We start from the raw sequence: 17,536 nt of genomic DNA, 5'->3' as shown, positions 1-17,536 counted from the left end.
CCATGCGGCGACGCGATCTTCTGGCGGGCGGGCTCGCCTGTGCGGCGCTGGCGGCCCTGCCGCGGGCACGGGCGGAAGCCGCACGGCCCCTGATGCTGGGCGCCCGCATCGAGGCTGGCGGCCGCTTCTTCGCCAGCGCCTTCGACGGCGAGGGCGAGGGGCGGCTTGATCTCGCCCTGCCGGCGCGTGGGCACGGCTTCGCCCAACGCCCGGGCGGCGCGGAGGTCGTGGCCTGCGCGCGGCGGCCCGGCCGCTACCTGGCGGTGATCGACCTGGCGGCGGGCGGCATCCGCCACATGGTCGCCAATGCCGAAGGCCGGCGCTTCAACGGGCACGGCGCCTTCTCGACCGACGGCCGGCTCTTCTTCGCCTCGGAATCGGACTATGCGGGCGAGCGCGGGGTGATCGGCGTCTATGCCGCCGACCGCGGCTATGCGCCGGTCGCGGTGTGGGATTCGGGCGGGCTCGACCCGCACGACGTCCGCCTGCTGCCGGACGGGCGCACGCTCGTGGTCGCCAATGGCGGCATCGTCACCGACCTCGACGCGCCGCGCATGAAGCTGAACACCGGGGCCATGGATTCGACGCTGGCCTATCTCGATACGGCGGACGGGCGTCTCGTCGCCGTCCACCGGCCGGCAGCCGAACTGGGGGCGCTTGGCATCCGCCACCTGGCCGTGGCGGCCGACGGCATGGTGGCGGTGGCAGCGCAGTATGAGGGGCCGGCCGTCGACCTGGTGCCGCTGGTCGGCACCCACCGGCCGGGCGACCGCGAGATCCGCTTCTTCGCCGCCCCCCAGCCGACCTTGCGGGCGATGCGGCAGTATTGCGGCAGTGCGGCCATGGACGCAGCCGGCCGCGTGCTGGGCGTGTCGTCGCCGCGCGGTAACATCGCCACCTTCTGGGACATCGCCGACGGCCGCGTGCTGTCGTCGGTGGCGGTGGCGGATGGCTGCGGCATCGCCGGCGCCGGCCCGGACGGCGGCTTCGTCGTTGCCAGCGGCCTGGGCGGGGCGGTGGGATTCGATCCCGCGACCGGCGCCGGCCGACCCCTGGCAGGGTCGGTCGCGGCTGCCGGTCGCTGGGACAATCATCTCATCGCCCTGCAGGGCGGCACCTGATCGCGCTGCGGGGCTGAGCCCCGGCAGCGCGGTTCTACAGGTTCAGGCCACCCACTCCGACACGGGCGCCTTGGCGTCCTGCAGCGGCTGGGCGTGGATGTCGACCAGGGTCGGGCCGTCATGGTCGATCGCCTGGCGCAGCGCCGTCTCCAGGTCGGCCGGGTCGCGCACGGTCCAGGCCTTCACGCCGAAGGCCTCGGCCACCTTGGCATGATCGGTGCGCGAGAAGTCGACCGAGAAGTAGCGGCTGTCGAAGCCGGTCTTCTGCCCGGCCTTGATCCAGCCATAGACGCTGTTGGAGAAGACGATCATCGTCAGCGGCACCTTCTGGCGCACGATCGTCTCCATCTCGCCGACCGTGAAGCCGAACGAGCCGTCGCCCATGATCGACAGCACCTTGGACTGCGGCCGGCCATACCAGGCGCCGACCGCCGCCGACATGGAATAGCCGAGCGCGCCGTGGGCACGGTTGGAGATGAAGTGCCGCCCGGTCGACTTGAACTCGTAGTAGCCCGAGAAGTAGGGGCAGGGCGTGCCCGGGTCGCAGACGATGACGGCATCGTTCGGCAGGATCTTCTGCAACGTCGCCACCACCCGCTCGGGCCGGATCGGCGCGTCGTCGGACTGGGCCAGCGCATTGAACGCGCCGAACTTCTCGAGCTTTGCCTTGGCGATGGCGGCGGCATCCAGCATCCGGCCGATGGTGGGGCGCGGGGCCGTCTTCACCTCGGCCAGGATCGCCTCCAGCGCCAGGCGGGCATCCGACAGCATCGCCACCTGGGTCTGGTAGGTGGCGCCGAAAACGCCGGGATCGGCGTCGATGTGGACAACCCGGGCCTTGCCCGGCAGCGGGTGACGCCAGCGCTCGGTCGTGACCGAGCCCGCGCGGCAGCCGACGAAGATCACCAGGTCGGCCATGTCGACCAGCGCGCGCGTCATCGGCGTGCCGCCGTTGGAGCCGACCACGCCGGTCGCCAGCGGGTGGTCCTCGGGGATCGAGCCCTGGCCCGAGATGGTGGTGGCGACGGCCGCACCCAGCCACTCCGCCAACTGCACCAGGGCCGCCTCGGCGCCGGCGATGACGACGCCGCCGCCGCAGATGAAGATCGGGTTCTTGGCCGACAGCAGGGCCTCGGCCGCGCGGGCCACCATCTCCGGATCGGGACCGAAGCGGCGCGACGGGTAGCTGCCGAGCGCGCGGTCGGCCCACACGTCGGCCTCGTCGACCGGGTCCTTCTGCACGTCGAAGGGCAGGCCGATATGGGCCGAGCCCGGCTTGGCGCTGGTCATGTGGGTGAAGGCCGAGCGGACCACGCGCGGAATGTCGACCGCGCGGTTCAGCATCCGGTTCCACTTCGACAGCGGCCGGAACAACGCCTCCTGGTCGAGCTCCGTCAGGGTGTAGCGGCCGCGGCCGCCGACCGAGATGTCGGTCGTCACCGCCAGGATCGGGATCGACGACTCGTTCGCCTCGACCACGCCCGGCAGGATGTAGGTGGCGCCGCCACCCGAGGGGCCCTCGCAGATGCCGACCTTGCCGGTCACGCGCGCATAGCCGTCGGCCATGTAAGAGGCCGACCGTTCGTCGCGGCTCAGGATGTGGGTCATGCCATGGTCGAGCCGGAACAGCGCGTCGTAAAGCGGCAGGCTGGTGTCGCCGCACAGGCCGAAGACGTGCTTCACGTCATGCTGCTGCAGCAGGCGGACGAAGGCTTCGGCCCCGGAAAGCTGGTTGCTCATGAATCCCCCGCGGGTGATCGGATGGTGTCGGCAGAATCGTGATGGCCACCGTGCGACGGCGGCTTGCTCGGAATACGCCTCTGTATACAATACGGCCGGCAATGGAAAGAGAACCTCTCGGCCGAGTCCGCCGGCGACCGCGCACCCAGGTGAACCTGGCCGAGCGCGCCTACGAGCAGTTGCGGACGATGGCCATCACCTACCAGTTCCGCCCGCTGGAGCGGCTGGCGGAGGCCGACCTGGTGAAGCGGCTGAAGGTCAGCCGCACGCCGATCCGCGAAGCGCTCAACCGGCTGGTGACCGAGGGCTTCCTGGTCTTCACGCCCAACCGCGGCTTCCAGTGCCGGCCGCTCGACGCCAAGGAGATCTTCGACCTCTACGAGGTGCGGCGCTCGCTCGAGGTGGCGGCCGTACGCCTGGCGGCCGAGCGCGCCACCGACGAGGAGCTGGAGGAACTGGCGGCCTTCCTGAAGACCAGCCGGGCCGCACCCGACGATGCCTCGGTGGTGGAACTGGTGGGGCTGGACGAAGCCTTCCACGAGCGCGTCGCCGGCCTGTCGCGCAATGCCGAGCTCTTGCACATCCTGCGCAACATCAACGCCCGCATCCGCTTCTGCCGCTGGATCGACATGGCCAACGGCCGCCGCCAGGCGACCCAGACCGAGCATGCCGAGGTGCTGGCGGCCCTGGTCGCGCGCGATGCCGACCGCTGTGCGGCAATGATGCAGGGCCATATCGCCCGCCGCCTCGACCAGATCGTCGATGTCATCCGCGAGGGCTATGCGCGCATCTACATGGGCGCCTACGCCGCCGAACAGCCCAAGGCCGGCCCGGGGCGGTCGCGCCCCGACTGACCATCCTTCTTCATCCCTTCCTTCCTTCGATCCCACGAGACTTCCAGAGCGGAGTGTACAGATGGCGACGCGCGGTTCCGGTCCGCTGACCGAGGCATGGGCGAAACTGGTGGCGGGCTTCACGGCCGATTCCGTGCCGGAGCCGGTGCGCGCCCGCGCCCTCCAGATGATCCTGGACGGCAGCGGCGCGCTGCTGGCCGCATCCGATCCCAAGATCTCGACCGGCCGGCGCATCGCCGGCTTCGTCGAAGGGCAGGGCGGGGCACCGCAGGCGACCATCGTCGGCCACGGCTTCCGAACCAGCGTCGTGAACGCCGCACTTGCCAACGGCACGATGGGCTACACCTGCGACGTCGAGCCCCATCATCCCGAGGGCGTGCTGCACCCGATCGCCGTCATGGTGCCGGCGGCACTCGCCCTGGCCGAGCATCTGGGCAAGCCCGGCCGCGACCTGGTGGCGGCCGTCGTCCTGGGCTGCGAGATCGAGTACCGCCTGTCGATGGCCCTGGGCCCGGTCGAGCAGTACAACCTGGGATTCCATCCGTCGGCGGTCTGCGGCTGCTTCGGCGCCACGGCGGCGGCCGCCTTCCTGCTCGGCCTGGACGAGGCGCAGGTGACCAAGGCGTTCGGCCTGGCCGGCTGCCAGGCGTCCGGCCTGATGGCGTGGGAATCCGACGAGACCGAGAATTCGCGGCCCTTCCAGATGGGCATGGCGGCGCGCAACGGCGTCACCGCGGCGATGCTGGCGGCCCAGGGCTTCGGCGGCCCCATCGGCATCTTCGACCATGGCCACACGGTCTTCGGCGCCTTCAGCCGCAAGGCCGCCCAGCACCACATGACCGACGAGCTCGGCACCCGCTGGGACGGCATCATGGAACTGGCGATCAAGCCCTATTCCAGCGTGTCCTTCCTGCATCCGGGTCTCGACAGCCTGCTCGGCATCCAGCGCGCCAACAATCTGGCGATCGAGGATGTCGATTCGATCGTGCTGCGCTTCCCGTCGTCGGGCACCCACTGCATCGACGACAACCCGCTCAAGAGCCATTGCGCGCAGTACATCCTGCCGGTCGCCCTGTCGAAGACGGGCCTGCGCGTGGCCGATCTTTTCACCGACCGCCGCCTGTCCGAGCCGGAGGTCGCCCGCCTGTCGGCGCGCGTCACGGTGGTGCAGGACGACGACCTCGATAAGGGTTTCCCCAACCGCTACGAGACGGTGGTCGAGGTGACGACGACCGCCGGCAAGACCTTCTCCGACAAGAACGGCATCGCCCGCGGCTATCCCGAGGCCCCCCTTACCGATGCCGAGGTGCGGGAGAAGTTCGCCCGCCTGACCGGGGCGGTCGCCTCGCCCAAGCGCATCGCCGACCTGGCCGCCGCGATCGACGGGTTGTGGGAGGCGCCCGGCGTCGAGCGCTATGCCGCCCTCATGGGTGCCAAGCCGGACAACCAGTGATGGCGGCGATGGCGCCCCGGATGCGGGTGGGGCTGGCGGGTTTCGGCAGCGTCGGGCAGTTCCTTGCCCGGCGCCTGGCCGAAGGCGCCCTGCCGGAGGTCGAGCTGACGGCGATCACCGCGCGCAACCTAGAGCAGGCGGCGCGCAATGCCGCCGCACTCGGGGTCCAGGCCAGGGTCGTGCCCCTGGCCGAGCTGCCGGCCCATGCCGACGTGATCGTCGAATGCGCCACGGCGGACTCGTTCCCCGTGGTCGCCCGCACGGTGCTGGAGGCCGGACGCACGTTGCTGGCACTGAGTGCCGGCGGCGTGCCGGCCTTCCCCGACATCGTCGATTTCGCCGCCCGCCATGGCGGGCGCATCCGCATCGCCAGCGGCGCATTGCCGGGGCTGGATTCGATCCGCTCGGCGGCCGAGGGCACGATCCGCCAGGTGCGCCTCTTCTCGCGCATCAAGCCGGCATCCTTCGTGGGCGAGGAGTATCTCGAATCCCGCGGCTACGACTTCCGCCAGCCGCTGGCAGCCGCGGTGAAGGTCTTCACCGGCTCGGCCGGGGAGGCGGCGGCGGCCTTCCCGCGCCATTTCAACGTGGCGATCTCCCTCAGCCTAGCCGGGGTCGGCTTCGACCGCACCCAGGTCGAGATCTGGGCCGACCCGGACATCCCGGGCGCCATCCACACGGTGGAGTTGGAGGCGGACGAGGTCATTCTTTCGCTTACAAGCCGCAACCGGCCGTCGGAGGCGAACCCCAAGACCAGCCGCATCATCGCCCCCAGCGTGCTGGCGGCGCTCCGCACGATGGCGGGGTCGCTGCACGTCGGAAGCTAGGGGCTGGCGGGCGCTGGTGCGTCCCTCGACTGCTCGTTCCGCTGCGCTTCACTGCGCGCTCGGGATAAGGAAGCTCGGTCTATGCGCAGACCGTCCTCACCCTGAGCGCGCAGCGCAGCGAGCAGTCGAAGGGCGCACGGACGCTCCCGCAATTCAGGTCAGGCTGACCTCCGCCACCTTGTCCTTGTAGTCCTTCTTCGGATCGACGCCGAACAGCATCTTGATGCCGGCCAGCAGGTTCGAGGCATCGAGCCAGATCTCCGCCCGCTCGGCGTCGAAGCGCAGCAGGACCAGGTTCGGGTCGTCCTTGCCGCCCTCGAACCAGGCGGCGATGAACTTGTTCCACAGCCGGTCGATGACCGCGCGGTCGTTGTCGACGGCAAGGCTGCCATGCACCGTCGCGAACAGGTCGTGGCCCTTCGACGTGAAGGTGGCGATCGCCCGGTCGCCCTTGGGTAGCGCCCGGACGACGCCGTTGTCGCGCGAGGTGAAGAACCAGATCGGGCCGCGGTCGCCCTCGAACTGGGCCGTCATCGGCCGGGCATGGCCGTCCTCGACGCCGTCGACGCCCAGCATCATCGTCCGGTCCGAACCCAGCGCCTTCCAGAATTTTCCTTCGATTTCCTGCGGTGTCGGCATCTGTCGCTCCATGGCCACTTGAGGGATGTCCCTCAGTGAACCGGCCATGGCAGCGACAGTTCCGGCCGTGCGGTCAGGCGTACTCTTCGACGGGGGCGAAGCGGAACGGCAGGCGGGCCAGGTCGACGCCGGCCGGGCCCGGCGTGTCGACCTCGATGAAGGCGCGGCAGACCGGGCCGTAGGCGGCGCGGAAGTGGTTCTTGGCCTTGATGCAGAGCAGGCGCGTACGGGCGATGTCGATGCCGTGCAGCTCCATGTAGGCAAGGTCGTTCACCGGCTCGCGCCGCTCGGTCACGATCACGTCGACCTGGCCGATGCGCAGCACCGCGGTGCGGCCAAGGCGGGTCTCGACGCCGCGCAGCATCGGCCCGTGGTTGATGAAGGACCCATCCGTCAGGCGCACCACCTCGGCGTCGATCGCGACCGGCGGTCCGAAATCGGCCGTGACGCGCCCGCCCAGATGGCCGGCGACGCGCCCGCCCACGCCCGCCGCGTGGGCGCGGGCCACCATGCCGGCATCGAAGAAGAAGGCGAAGACGGTGGGAACCGCCGGCGCCAGGTCCAGCAGCGCCCGCAGCAGGCCCGGCGTGTCGGCGATGCCGCCCGAATAGATGTTGTCCGACGCCTCCACCACCGCCACCGGCCCGGGCCCGTCGCCCAAAGCCAGCGCCTGGCGCAGGCCCTCGTCCGCCTCAGGGCGGACGACCGCGAACTCGGGCGCCTTGCGGCGGATGGCGTCTGCCATCGTCTCGGCGGCGGCGCGCGCGGCCGCCGCGTCGCCATCGGCATAGACCATGACCGACGCGCCGGTATTGGGCGTGTCGGCCCAGGGAAAGCCGCCGAACGGCGTCACGTCGAGGATCGGCCCCCGGGTCAGGTCGCGGGCGATCGCCTCCAGGTCCTTCATCGGCCCGTCGGCGGTGCGCATGTTGTGGCTGTGGATGATGCGGCCGGCGCGCAGGATGATGCCGGTCGGGCGGATGCGCCCTTCGACCGTGGCCGCCAGCATGTCCAGGACCTTCGCCCCCACCTCGAACATGTCAATGTGCGGCAGGGTCTTGTAGCCGGCGGCGACGTCGGCGATCCGGGCGATCTCGGGCGCCATGTTGGCGTGCATGTCGAAGCTGACGCCGATCGGCACGGTTCCCGCCATCTCGCGCGCCAGCCGCAGCACGTCCAGGTCGGGCGTGCGGCGCCGCTCGGTCGCCAGCGCGCCATGCAGCGACAGGTAGACCGCGTCCCACGGCCCGGCCCCCAGGTCGGCGCGCAGTTCGTCCAGGAAGGCGTCGAATAGTGCGTCGTCCATGTGGCCGCCGGGCTGGGCGGCGGCACAGCGCAGCACCTCCACCTGCCAGCCGGGGTTGGCGTCGGCGAAGGCGGCGACCGCCCCCAGCTCCGTCGGCGTGCCGCGGAAGCGGTCGAGCACGGCCGGCCCGCGCGCCCACTCGCTGTTCTCGAAGTCCGAAAGCACGCTCGGCAGCGGCGAGAAGGAATTCACCTCGAGCCAGATCCGGGCGACGGCCAGCCGTTTGTGCATCGAAATCTCCCGACCGGGGATTGGGGGTCAAATCATCTGATCAAGCGATATTGCATTCTGATCGGTATACAATCTACGCTCCACTGATATCTCAGCCTGAACGCCACCTGGCGCGCCCATTCCGGAGGATTTCCCATGTCGCTCGTCCGCCCCATCGCGACCTTGCTGGCCGGTGCCCTGGCGGCCGGCATGCTGGCCGCAGCGCCGGCCGCGGCCCAGGCGCCGGCCGATCCGCCGCGCGGCGGCACGATGAACATCATCATCTCGCCCGAGCCGCCGACCCTGATGCTGGGCATCAACCAGACGACGCCGGCGGCCATCGTCGGCGGCAAGATCTACGAGAGCCTGCTGCGCTACGACTTCGACCTGAAGCCGATGCCGGGCCTCGCCAAGTCGTGGACGGTGTCGCCGGACGGGCTGACCTACACCTTCAAGCTGCAGGAAGGGGTGAAGTGGCATGACGGCACGCCCTTCACGGCCGACGACGTGGTGTTCAGCACCAAGACCTACCTGACGGCCGTCCACCCGCGCTCGCGCCCGATCTTCCAGCGCGCGGAGGAGATCACCGCGCCCGATCCGTTGACCGTCGTGTTCAAGCTGAAGGGGCCGTTCGCCCCCTTCATCATGGCGTGGGAGCCCTCCACGGCACCGATCGTGCCCAAGCATATCTACGAAGGCACCGATTTCCGCACCAACCCCGCCAACAACAAGCCGATCGGCACCGGCCCCTTCAAGCTGAAGGAATGGGTGCGCGGCTCGCACATTCATTTCGTGCGCAACGACGACTACTGGCAGAAGGGCAAGCCCTACCTCGACGCGATCTATTACCGCGTGCTGCCCGACGCCAGCGCCCGCGTCGTCGCCATGGAGACCGGCCAGACCCACCTGTCGGCCTTCGCCGACATCGAGACCTTCGAGGTGCCGCGGCTGAAGGCGCTGCCCAACCTGGAGATGACGACCAAGGGCTATGAATACCTGGCCCAGATCGTCTGGCTGGACTTCAACCTGCGCAACAAACCCTTCGACGACCGCCGCTTCCGCCAGGCGGTCTACCATGCCATCGACCGCAACTTCCTGCGCGACCGGATCTGGTTCGGCCTGGGCAAGCCGGCGACCGGGCCGATCCATTCCAGCATCCCGCACTACGACGCCAACGTGCCGAAATACCCCTTCGACCCCAAGAAGGCCGAGGCGCTGCTGGACGAGATGGGGCTGAAGCGCGGCGCCGACGGGGTGCGGGCGCGCATCACCCTGGACCAGCTCCCCTATGGCGACGTCTATATCCGGGCCGGCGAGTACATCCGCCAGGCGCTGGGCCGGATCGGCGTCCAGGTGAACCTGCGCAGCGCCGACGTGGCCACCTGGGGCGACCGGGTGCGCAACTGGGACTACGACATGACGCTGCAGGTGCTGAGCCAGCTCGGTCACCCGGCGCTCGGCGTCTCGCGCCTCTATGTCTCCAGCAACATCCGCAAGGGCGTGCTGTTCAGCAACGTCAACGGCTACTCCAACCCGCGCATCGACGAGCTCTTCGACAAGGCGGCGGTCGCGGTCGACCCGGCCGAGGCGCAGAAGATGTACACCGAGATCCAGAAGATCCTGGTGGAGGACGTGCCGGTCGCCTGGCTCCTGGAGCTGGATTTCCCGACCTTCATCGACAAGCGCTTCGGCAATGTCGTGACCTCGGCCATCGGCGTCCGCGACGGCTTCGCCGACGTCTTCATGCGGCGTTGACGGGCGGGGCGGCCGCCCGTCCCGGCGGTCGCCCCCCTGTCCGGGAGAACATGCCTTGGAGCGTCTGGAATTCATCGCCCAGCGGGTGTTGAAGGGTATCGTCGTCCTGGTCGGGATCGTGGTCCTCAACTTCCTGCTGATCCGGCTGGCACCGGGTGATCCCGCCGCCGTCATGGCGGGGGAGGCGGGTGCCTCCGACGAGCTCTTCCTCCAGCAGCTCCGCGCCCAGTTCGGGCTCGACCGGCCGCTGCTGGAACAGCTCTGGGCCTACGTCGCCAACATCCTGTCCTTCGATTTCGGCTTCTCCTACCGCCAGCAGCGCCCGGTGGTCGATCTGCTGGCCGAGCGCCTGCCGCCGACCCTGCTGCTGACCGGCACGGCCTTCGTGCTGTCGCTGGTGGCCGGGGTGACGCTGGGGGTGATGGCGGCCAGGCGGGCCGGTCGCTGGTCGGATTCGGCGATCACCGTCGTCGCCCTCTTCTTCTACGCGACACCGCTCTTCTGGGTCGGGCTGATGGGGGTGCTGCTGTTCTCGGTCACGCTGGGCTGGCTGCCGGCCTTCGGCATGGCGTCGGTCGGCGTGAAGCTGACGGGGTTTGCCTATCTGGCGGATGTCGGCCGGCACCTCGTGCTGCCGGCCCTGACGCTGACGCTGTTCCACATGGCGGTCTATGCCCGCATGACGCGGGCCTCGATGCTGGAGGTGCGCGACCTCGACTTCGTGCGCACCGCGCGGGCCAAGGGGGTGGACGAGGGCTCGATCCTCCGCCGCCACGTCCTGCGCAACGCCATCCTGCCGGTCGTCACCATCGCCGGCATGAAGGCGGGCTACCTGCTGGGCGGCTCGATCGTGGTCGAGACGGTGTTCGCCTGGCCCGGCATCGGCCGGCTCGCCTACGAGGCCGTGTTGCAGCGCGACTACAACGTGCTGCTGGGGGTGTTCCTGGTCACGTCCGCCCTGGTGATCGCCGTCAACCTCGCGACCGACGTGATCTATTCGCTGGTCGACCCGCGCATCGAGCTGGGGGCCTGACCGTCATGGCATCCTTGCGCGAATTCTGGCGGCGCTACCGCCGCAACAAGGGGGCGGTCGTCGGGCTGGCCGTCCTGGTGGTGATCCTGGCCGTCGCCGCCTTCGGGCCGATGGTCTATCCCGGCAGCCCCTGGGACATGGCGGGCGCCCCGTTCCAGCCGCCCTTCGGGGCCGAGAACCCGCTCGGCACCGACACGCTGGGCCGCGACGTGGCGACCGGCATCGTCCATGGCGCGCGGGTGTCGCTGCTGATCGGCTTCGTGGCGACGCTGGCCGCGGTCGGCGTCGGCGTCGTCGTGGGCGCCGTCGCGGGCTATTTCGGCGGCTGGGTCGACGACCTGATCATGCGCCTGACGGAGTTCTTCCAGACCATCCCCAGCTTCGTCTTCGCGGTCGTCCTGGTGGCGATCTTCACGCCCGGCATCGGCTCCATCGTCACGGCGATCGCCGTGGTGAGCTGGCCGGCCGTCGCCCGCCTGGTGCGTGGCGAGTTCCTGACCCTGCGTACGCGGGAATTCGTCCAGGCCTCCGTCGTGCTGGGCCGCTCGGCGCGCCATATCATCTTCGTCGAGATCCTGCCCAACGCCATCTCGCCCATCATCGTCTCGGCATCGCTGATGGTGGCCACCGCCATCCTGGTCGAATCCTCCCTCAGCTTCCTCGGCCTGGGCGATCCCAACATGATGAGCTGGGGCTACATGATCGGCGCCTCGCGCTCGGTCGTGCGGCTGGCCTGGTGGTGCAGCTTCTTTCCGGGGCTCGCGATCCTGCTGACGGTGCTGGCGCTCAATCTGGTGGGCGAGGGGCTGAGCGATGCCCTCAACCCCCGCCTGTCGCGCGAGGGCCGGTGATGGAAGCCCCATCCGCGCCGCTGCTCCAGGTCCGTGGGCTCAAGCTGGCACTGCCCGCCGGCGGCGACCGCGTCCATGCGGTCGATGGCATCGACTTCGACCTGGAGGCCGGCCAGATCCTCTGCATCGTCGGCGAATCCGGCTCCGGCAAGTCGTTGACGGCTTCGGCCATCATGGGGCTGCTGCCGCGCGGCGTGCGCGCCGTCGGCGGCACCATAGAGCTGGCTGGCACCGACCTGCTGCGGCTGGGCGAGGACGAGATGCGGTCCCGGCGCGGCCGCGACATCGGCATGATCTTCCAGGAGCCGATGACGGCGCTGAACCCGCTGATGCGCGTCGGCGAGCAGATCGACGAGGTGCTGCGCGTCCACACCGCGCTGGGCGAGGCCGAGCGCCGGGCCCGCGTCGTCGAGCTGATGGAGCAGGTGAACCTGCCCGATCCGGCGCAGCTTCGCCTGGCCTATCCGTTTCGCCTGTCGGGCGGGCAGCGGCAGCGGGTGATGATCGCCATGGCCCTGGCGCTGGGGCCGTCGCTGCTGATCGCCGACGAGCCGACGACCGCACTCGACGTCACCACGCAGAAGCAGATCCTGGCGCTGATCAAGGCGGTGCAGTCGGCCCGCGGCATGGGCGTCCTCTTCATCACCCATGATTTCGGCGTGGTGGCCGAGATCGCCGACCGGGTGGCCGTGATGCAGCATGGCCGCATCGTCGAGATCGGCGCCGTGGCCGACGTCCTCGACCGGCCGCAACATGCCTATACCCGTGCCCTGATCGCGGCCGTGCCGAGGCTCCAACCGCGGGCGCCGGTCGCGAGCGCGGGCGGCCTGCCGGCGCTGGTCGCGCGCGGGATCACCAAGACCTACCGCTCGGCCGGCGGCATCTTCGTGCGCCGGCGCGTGGTGGAGGCGGTGAAGGCGGTCGACCTCGTCATCGCCCAGGGCGAGACGCTGGGGGTGGTGGGCGAATCCGGCTCCGGCAAGTCGACCCTGGGCCGGCTGCTGATCCGGCTGCTGGCGGCCGATGGCGGCAGCGTCCAGTGCCAGGGCACCGACCTGCTGGCGGCCCCGCCGCACCGGCTGCGGGCGTTGCGTCGCGACGTGCAGATGGTCTTCCAGGACCCCTACGCCTCGCTCAACCCGCGCCGGCGCGTCGGCGCCATCATCGCCGACGGGCTGCTGGCCCAGGGGCGGCCCCGGGCGGAGGGGCTGGCGCGCGCCCGCGAGCTGATGGGGTTGGTAGGGCTGGACCCCGCCGGCATCGACCGTTACCCGCACGAATTCTCGGGCGGGCAGCGCCAGCGCATCGGCATCGCCCGCGCGCTCGCGGTCGAGCCCAAGCTGCTGATCGCCGACGAGCCGGTCTCGGCGCTCGACGTCTCGGTTCAGGCCCAGGTGCTGGAACTGCTGGCCGACGTCCGCCGCCGCTTCGACCTGGCCATGCTCTTCATCACCCACGACCTGCGTGTGGCCGCCCAGATCTGCGACCGCATCGCCGTCATGCGCCGTGGCGAGATCGTCGAGACGGGGCCCACGGCCGAGATCTTCGCCGACCCCCGGCATCCTTACACCCGCGAGCTGCTCGATGCCGTGCCGGGCCGCGGCTGGCGGGGCGACGCCGTTTGAATTCGTCGCTGTATACAATCGGGCCGAAAGGTCGGTGTGGCCGAAGCGCCGATCCCAGTTGGCAAATCGCCGTTTCAGGCCGGAAGAACCGGGACGATCGCAAGATTGGTCCTGGTCGCGCAGGACGATTGGTATACCATCGGTATCCGAAAGGCCGGTGAATGCTGCATACCGCCCGTCCCGATATCCTGGCTGCCGGCTTGTTCGCCACCATCGGGGCGATCGGGCTGGCCGGCTCACGTGGGCTGGAGCCGGGGACGCTGATGCGCATGGGGCCGGGCTACATGCCGACGGTGGTCGCGACCCTGCTGCTGCTGCTGTCGGCCGCCCTGGCGGCGCGCGCGGCGATGACCCGGCCCGGCCCGGATGACGCCGTCGCCTGGGATGTTCGGCCGATCGCGGCGATCCTGGCCGGGCTCGGCACCTTCGCGCTGCTGATCGACCCGGTTGGCCTGGTCGGCGCCACGGCGGCGCTCATCGTGGCCGCCCGCTTCGCCAGCCGGCCCCTGCGCCCGCTGGAGACGGCGGCCCTGGTGCTGGCGGCTGCCCTGTTCAGCGCGCTCGTCTTCGTCCACCTGCTGCAACTGCCGATCCAGCTATGGCCGGCCTAGAGGAAATCGCCGCCCATCTCGGCCTCGGCCTGTCCGTCGCGCTGACGGCCAGCAACATCTTCTATTGCTTCCTGGGCGCCCTGCTGGGGACGCTGATCGGCGTGCTGCCGGGCCTGGGGCCGGCCACCACCATCGCCATGCTGCTGCCGGTGACCTTCCACCTGTCGCCGATCGGCGGGCTGATCATGCTGGCCGGCATCTATTACGGCGCCCAGTATGGCGGCTCGATCACGTCCATCCTGGTGAACATCCCGGGCGAATCCTCCTCGGTCATCACCTGCCTCGACGGCCACGCGATGACGCGGCAGGGGCGGTCGGGATCGGCCCTGGCAACCGCCGCGCTGGGCTCGTTCGTCGCCGGCTGCATCGCCACGCTGCTGGTGGCGCTGTTCGCCCCGCCGCTCACCGACCTGGTGCAGCTCTTCGGGGCGGCCGAGTATTTCGCGCTGATGGCGCTGGGCCTGGTGGCGGCCGTGGTCCTGGCCCAAGGCTCGGTGCTGAAGGCCCTGCTGATGATCCTGCTGGGCCTGATGCTGGGCTTCGTCGGCACCGACGTGAACAGCGGCGCCCAGCGCCTGACCTTCGGCCTGGAGGGGCTGGCCGACGGCATCGGGTTCATCCCGCTGGCCATGGGCGTCTTCGGCATCGCCGAGATCGCCGTCCACCTGGAGCGCATGCAGGGCGGGGCGCCACCGGCCGCCGCCATCACCCGCCTGTGGCCGACGCGCGACGACTTCCGCCGGGCCTGGCCGGCCGTGCTGCGCGGCACCGGCGTCGGCTCGCTCTTGGGCATCCTGCCGGGCGGCGGTGCCATCCTCGGCTCGTTCGCCGCCTACACGCTGGAGAAGCGGCTGGCGCGCGACCCGTCGCGCTTCGGCAACGGCGCGATCGAAGGGGTGGCGGCGCCGGAATCGGCCAACAACGCCGCCGCCCAGACCTCCTTCATCCCGCTCCTGACCCTGGGCATCCCGTCGAACGGCGTCATGGCGCTGATGGTGGGCGCGATGATGATCCACGGCATCACCCCCGGCCCGACCGTGATCGACCAGCAGCCCGAGCTGTTCTGGGGAATCATCGCCAGCATGTGGGTCGCCAACCTGATCCTGGTGGTGATCAACCTGCCGCTGGTCGGCATCTGGGCCCGGCTGACGCGGGTGCCCTACCGCATCCTCTTCCCGGCCGTCCTGCTGTTCTGCGCCATCGGCGCCTACAGCTATGCCCACAGCGTCTTCGACGTGGTGCTGACCATGGTCTTCGGGCTCATGGGCTATGTCCTGCTGAAGCTGCGCTGCGAGCCGGCCCCGCTGCTGCTGGCCTTCGTGCTGGGGCCGATGATGGAGGAGAGCCTGCGGCGGGCGCTGCTCATCGGCCGCGGCGACCCCACCGTCTTCGTCACCCGGCCGCTCAGCGCCGCCATCCTGGCCATCGCCGTGCTGCTGCTGATCCTCACCATCCTGCCCGCCGTGCGCGGGCTGCGACAGACCGCATTCCGCGAGGAGTGATCCCAGCAACCCATCCATGAAGGGGCCGCCCATGCCGTCCGTATCCCGTCTCCGTCGCGCCGTCCTGCTCGCCGCTGCCGCCACCGTCCTCTCCGCCGGCGCGGTCCTGGCCCAGGCCTATCCGACGAAGCCGATCACCCTGATCGTGCCGTTCCCGGCCGGCGGCACCACCGACGTGCTGGCGCGCATCTTCGCCGAGCGCATGAGTGCCGACCTCGGCCAGCGGGTCGTCGTCGACAATCGCGGCACGGCCGGCGGCACCACGGCGGCCGCCTTCGTCGCGCGCTCGGCGCCCGACGGCTACACGCTCTTCATCAGTAACGTGTCTACCCACGCGCTGGCGCCCAACCTCTACAAGAACCTCACCTACGACACGATGACGGCCTTCGCACCCGTCACCCTGCTGACGACCTCGGCCGGCGTGCTGATCGCGCATCCCAGCCTGAAGGCCGCTAACGCCAAGGAGTTCGTGGCGCTGGTGAAGGCCAATCCCGGCAAGTTCAACTACGCCTCGCCCGGCAACGGCACCGGCGGCCATCTCGGCATGGAGCGGCTGCGGACGCTGGCGGGACTCGACATGGTGCACGTGCCCTTCAACGGCTCCGGCCCGGCGCGCAACGCGGTGCTGGCGGGCGAGCCGCCGGTGATGGTCGAGAACATCCAGACCGCCCTGTCGCCGGCCCAGGCCGGCAAGCTGAAGGTGCTGGGCGTAGCGGCCGACCGCCGGTCGCCGGCCCTGCCCGACGTGCCGACCCTGGCCGAGCAGGGCTTCGACCTGTCGGTCACCTCCTGGACCGCCTTCTTCGTGCCCGCCGCCACGCCGCAGCCGATCGTCGAGCGCCTGCATGCCAGTGCCATCGCCGCCCTGCGCCACGAGGACACCCAGCGCCGGCTCAAGGACCTCAGCACCGAGAGCGTCGGCTCGACCCCGGGCGAACTCGGCGCCTTCGTGAAGAACGAGTTCGACACCTGGGGCGGCATCATCCGCAGCCAGGGCCTGAAGATCGACAACTGATCGCCTTCCGCATCGAGGGGGAAGCCATGTCCGCAAGCACCGTCGCCGAACGGCCGCAGCAGCGCGAGCCGACGATCGAGGAGTATGGCCGCATGACCCCGCGCGAGGTGCGGCAGGTGATGCGCGAGGGGCGCTTCACGCTCCGCACCACCCGCAACGTGGCGCTGGGCCACGTGCAGTGCGCGCTGGTCGTCCTGCCCAAGTCGCTGGCGTTCGAGTTCATGCTGTTCTGCCAGCGCAACCAGCGGCCCTGCCCGGTGCTGGACGTGACCGACCCGGGCGATCCCGAGCCGCGGCGGATCGCGCCCGGTGCCGACCTGCGCACCGACAGCCCCGGCTACTCGGTCTATCGCAACGGCGTGCTGGAGGGGTACCGCACCGACATCGTCGACCTGTGGCAGGACGATTCGGTCGCCTTCTGCATCGGCTCCAACACTTCCTGCGACCTGGCGCTGCGCCGGGCCGGCGTGCAGACGGAGCGCAACCGCTGGGTCTTGAAGACCAACGTGCCGACCGAGCCGGCCGGGCCGTTCCACGGGCCGCTGGTCGTCACCATGCGCTGGCTGACGCCCAAGGAGGCGCTGATCGCCACGCAGTTGACCGGCCGATTCCCCTTCAACCACGGGGCACCCATCCATATCGGCGACCCCGCCGCCCTGGGCTGCGACCTGCAGCGGCCGATGATGGGCGACCCGGTGCCGGAAATTCCCAAGGATGTCGTGCCTGTTTTCTGGGCATGTAGCATGACCCCGCAGGCCGTTGCCGAGGTCTCGGGGATCGACCTGATGATCACCTCCGCACCTTCCAAAGGGCTGATCTCGGATCTCGAATCCGACAAGGTCTGCGCGCCCTAAGCGGCTCTGCGGCACTGGCCGGCCTGCACGCTGGGATTGCTCGTCTTCCCACCTCGACGCGAGGGGCGTGCGGCCGGCTGCTGCTGAAAAAAAGTGCAGCATGCCAAACGAAATTTCACTGTCATAAATCCGTCAAGAAT

General features: G+C 70.0%; 15 protein-coding genes. 12 read left to right on the top strand and 3 right to left on the bottom strand.

The features are described from left to right. The first annotated feature begins 2 nt into the window (after positions 1 to 2). Positions 3 to 1,121 carry a DUF1513 domain-containing protein gene (locus tag STVA_RS23025; protein WP_123692477.1) on the top strand — a complete coding sequence of 373 codons (1,119 nt, stop codon included), beginning with the start codon at positions 3 to 5 and terminating at the stop codon, positions 1,119 to 1,121. Positions 1,122 to 1,163: 42 nt separating this feature from the next. On the opposite strand, the gene STVA_RS23020 is transcribed toward STVA_RS23025, so the two are convergent. Beyond that, entirely contained in the window at positions 1,164 to 2,861 is a 1,698-nt protein-coding gene (locus tag STVA_RS23020) for a thiamine pyrophosphate-binding protein (protein ID WP_123692475.1), read from the bottom strand. 101 nt (positions 2,862 to 2,962) lie between these two features. Here STVA_RS23020 and STVA_RS23015 point away from each other — a divergent pair, with 101 nt between their 5' ends. The 3 genes from STVA_RS23015 (at position 2,963) to STVA_RS23005 (ending at position 5,995) form a co-directional block, all read left to right on the top strand. Further along, positions 2,963 to 3,715, top strand: a complete 753-nt coding sequence (locus tag STVA_RS23015) for a GntR family transcriptional regulator (protein WP_123692473.1) — start codon at positions 2,963 to 2,965, stop codon at positions 3,713 to 3,715. Positions 3,716 to 3,776: 61 nt separating this feature from the next. Continuing rightward, positions 3,777 to 5,168: an MmgE/PrpD family protein gene (locus tag STVA_RS23010; RefSeq protein ID WP_170216590.1), complete on the top strand. Its 1,392-nt coding sequence runs from the start codon at positions 3,777 to 3,779 to the stop codon at positions 5,166 to 5,168. Continuing rightward, the gene (locus STVA_RS23005) at positions 5,168 to 5,995 is read left to right on the top strand and encodes an aspartate dehydrogenase domain-containing protein (protein WP_123692469.1); all 828 of its coding nucleotides are present in this window, start codon (positions 5,168 to 5,170) and stop codon (positions 5,993 to 5,995) included. The genes STVA_RS23010 and STVA_RS23005 overlap by 1 nt, the downstream gene beginning before the upstream one ends. Positions 5,996 to 6,148: 153 nt before the next feature. On the opposite strand, the gene STVA_RS23000 is transcribed toward STVA_RS23005, so the two are convergent. Next, on the bottom strand, positions 6,149 to 6,634 hold the full coding sequence (locus STVA_RS23000) for a pyridoxamine 5'-phosphate oxidase family protein (RefSeq protein ID WP_123692941.1): 486 nt from the start codon (positions 6,632 to 6,634) through the stop codon (positions 6,149 to 6,151). 73 nt (positions 6,635 to 6,707) lie between these two features. After that, positions 6,708 to 8,171 carry a M81 family metallopeptidase gene (locus STVA_RS22995; protein ID WP_123692467.1) on the bottom strand — a complete coding sequence of 488 codons (1,464 nt, stop codon included), beginning with the start codon at positions 8,169 to 8,171 and terminating at the stop codon, positions 6,708 to 6,710. Positions 8,172 to 8,306: 135 nt separating this feature from the next. Here STVA_RS22995 and STVA_RS22990 point away from each other — a divergent pair, with 135 nt between their 5' ends. From STVA_RS22990 to STVA_RS22955, 8 genes are all read left to right on the top strand, one after another. Beyond that, the gene (locus STVA_RS22990; protein WP_197735718.1) at positions 8,307 to 9,905 is read left to right on the top strand and encodes an ABC transporter substrate-binding protein; all 1,599 of its coding nucleotides are present in this window, start codon (positions 8,307 to 8,309) and stop codon (positions 9,903 to 9,905) included. 55 nt (positions 9,906 to 9,960) lie between these two features. Then, positions 9,961 to 10,938: an ABC transporter permease gene (locus STVA_RS22985; protein WP_197735717.1), complete on the top strand. Its 978-nt coding sequence runs from the start codon at positions 9,961 to 9,963 to the stop codon at positions 10,936 to 10,938. Positions 10,939 to 10,943: 5 nt separating this feature from the next. Continuing rightward, positions 10,944 to 11,789: an ABC transporter permease gene (locus STVA_RS22980; RefSeq protein ID WP_197735716.1), complete on the top strand. Its 846-nt coding sequence runs from the start codon at positions 10,944 to 10,946 to the stop codon at positions 11,787 to 11,789. Further along, positions 11,789 to 13,414, top strand: coding sequence for an ABC transporter ATP-binding protein (locus tag STVA_RS22975; protein ID WP_179955416.1), 1,626 nt, complete (start codon positions 11,789 to 11,791; stop codon positions 13,412 to 13,414). Before STVA_RS22980 ends, STVA_RS22975 begins: the two co-directional genes overlap by 1 nt. A gap of 161 nt (positions 13,415 to 13,575) precedes the next feature. Further along, entirely contained in the window at positions 13,576 to 14,025 is a 450-nt protein-coding gene (locus STVA_RS22970; protein WP_123692463.1) for a tripartite tricarboxylate transporter TctB family protein, read from the top strand. Then, a complete protein-coding gene (locus tag STVA_RS22965; protein WP_123692461.1) occupies positions 14,013 to 15,527 on the top strand; it encodes a tripartite tricarboxylate transporter permease in 1,515 nt (504 codons plus the stop codon). The genes STVA_RS22970 and STVA_RS22965 overlap by 13 nt, the downstream gene beginning before the upstream one ends. A 31-nt stretch (positions 15,528 to 15,558) precedes the next feature. Beyond that, the gene (locus tag STVA_RS22960; RefSeq protein WP_170216589.1) at positions 15,559 to 16,542 is read left to right on the top strand and encodes a Bug family tripartite tricarboxylate transporter substrate binding protein; all 984 of its coding nucleotides are present in this window, start codon (positions 15,559 to 15,561) and stop codon (positions 16,540 to 16,542) included. A 26-nt stretch (positions 16,543 to 16,568) separates the two neighbouring features. Continuing rightward, positions 16,569 to 17,396 (top strand): D-glutamate cyclase family protein, encoded by an 828-nt coding sequence (locus STVA_RS22955; protein ID WP_197735715.1) that lies wholly within the window; start codon positions 16,569 to 16,571, stop codon positions 17,394 to 17,396. Positions 17,397 to 17,536: the final 140 nt, after the last annotated feature.

Origin of the sequence: Stella humosa, assembly GCF_006738645.1 — a bacterium.
Lineage (GTDB): Bacteria > Pseudomonadota > Alphaproteobacteria > ATCC43930 > Allostellaceae > Allostella > Allostella humosa.
The sequence above is the reverse complement of the archived record's forward strand: the minus strand, read 5'-3'. Positions and strand labels throughout refer to the sequence as shown.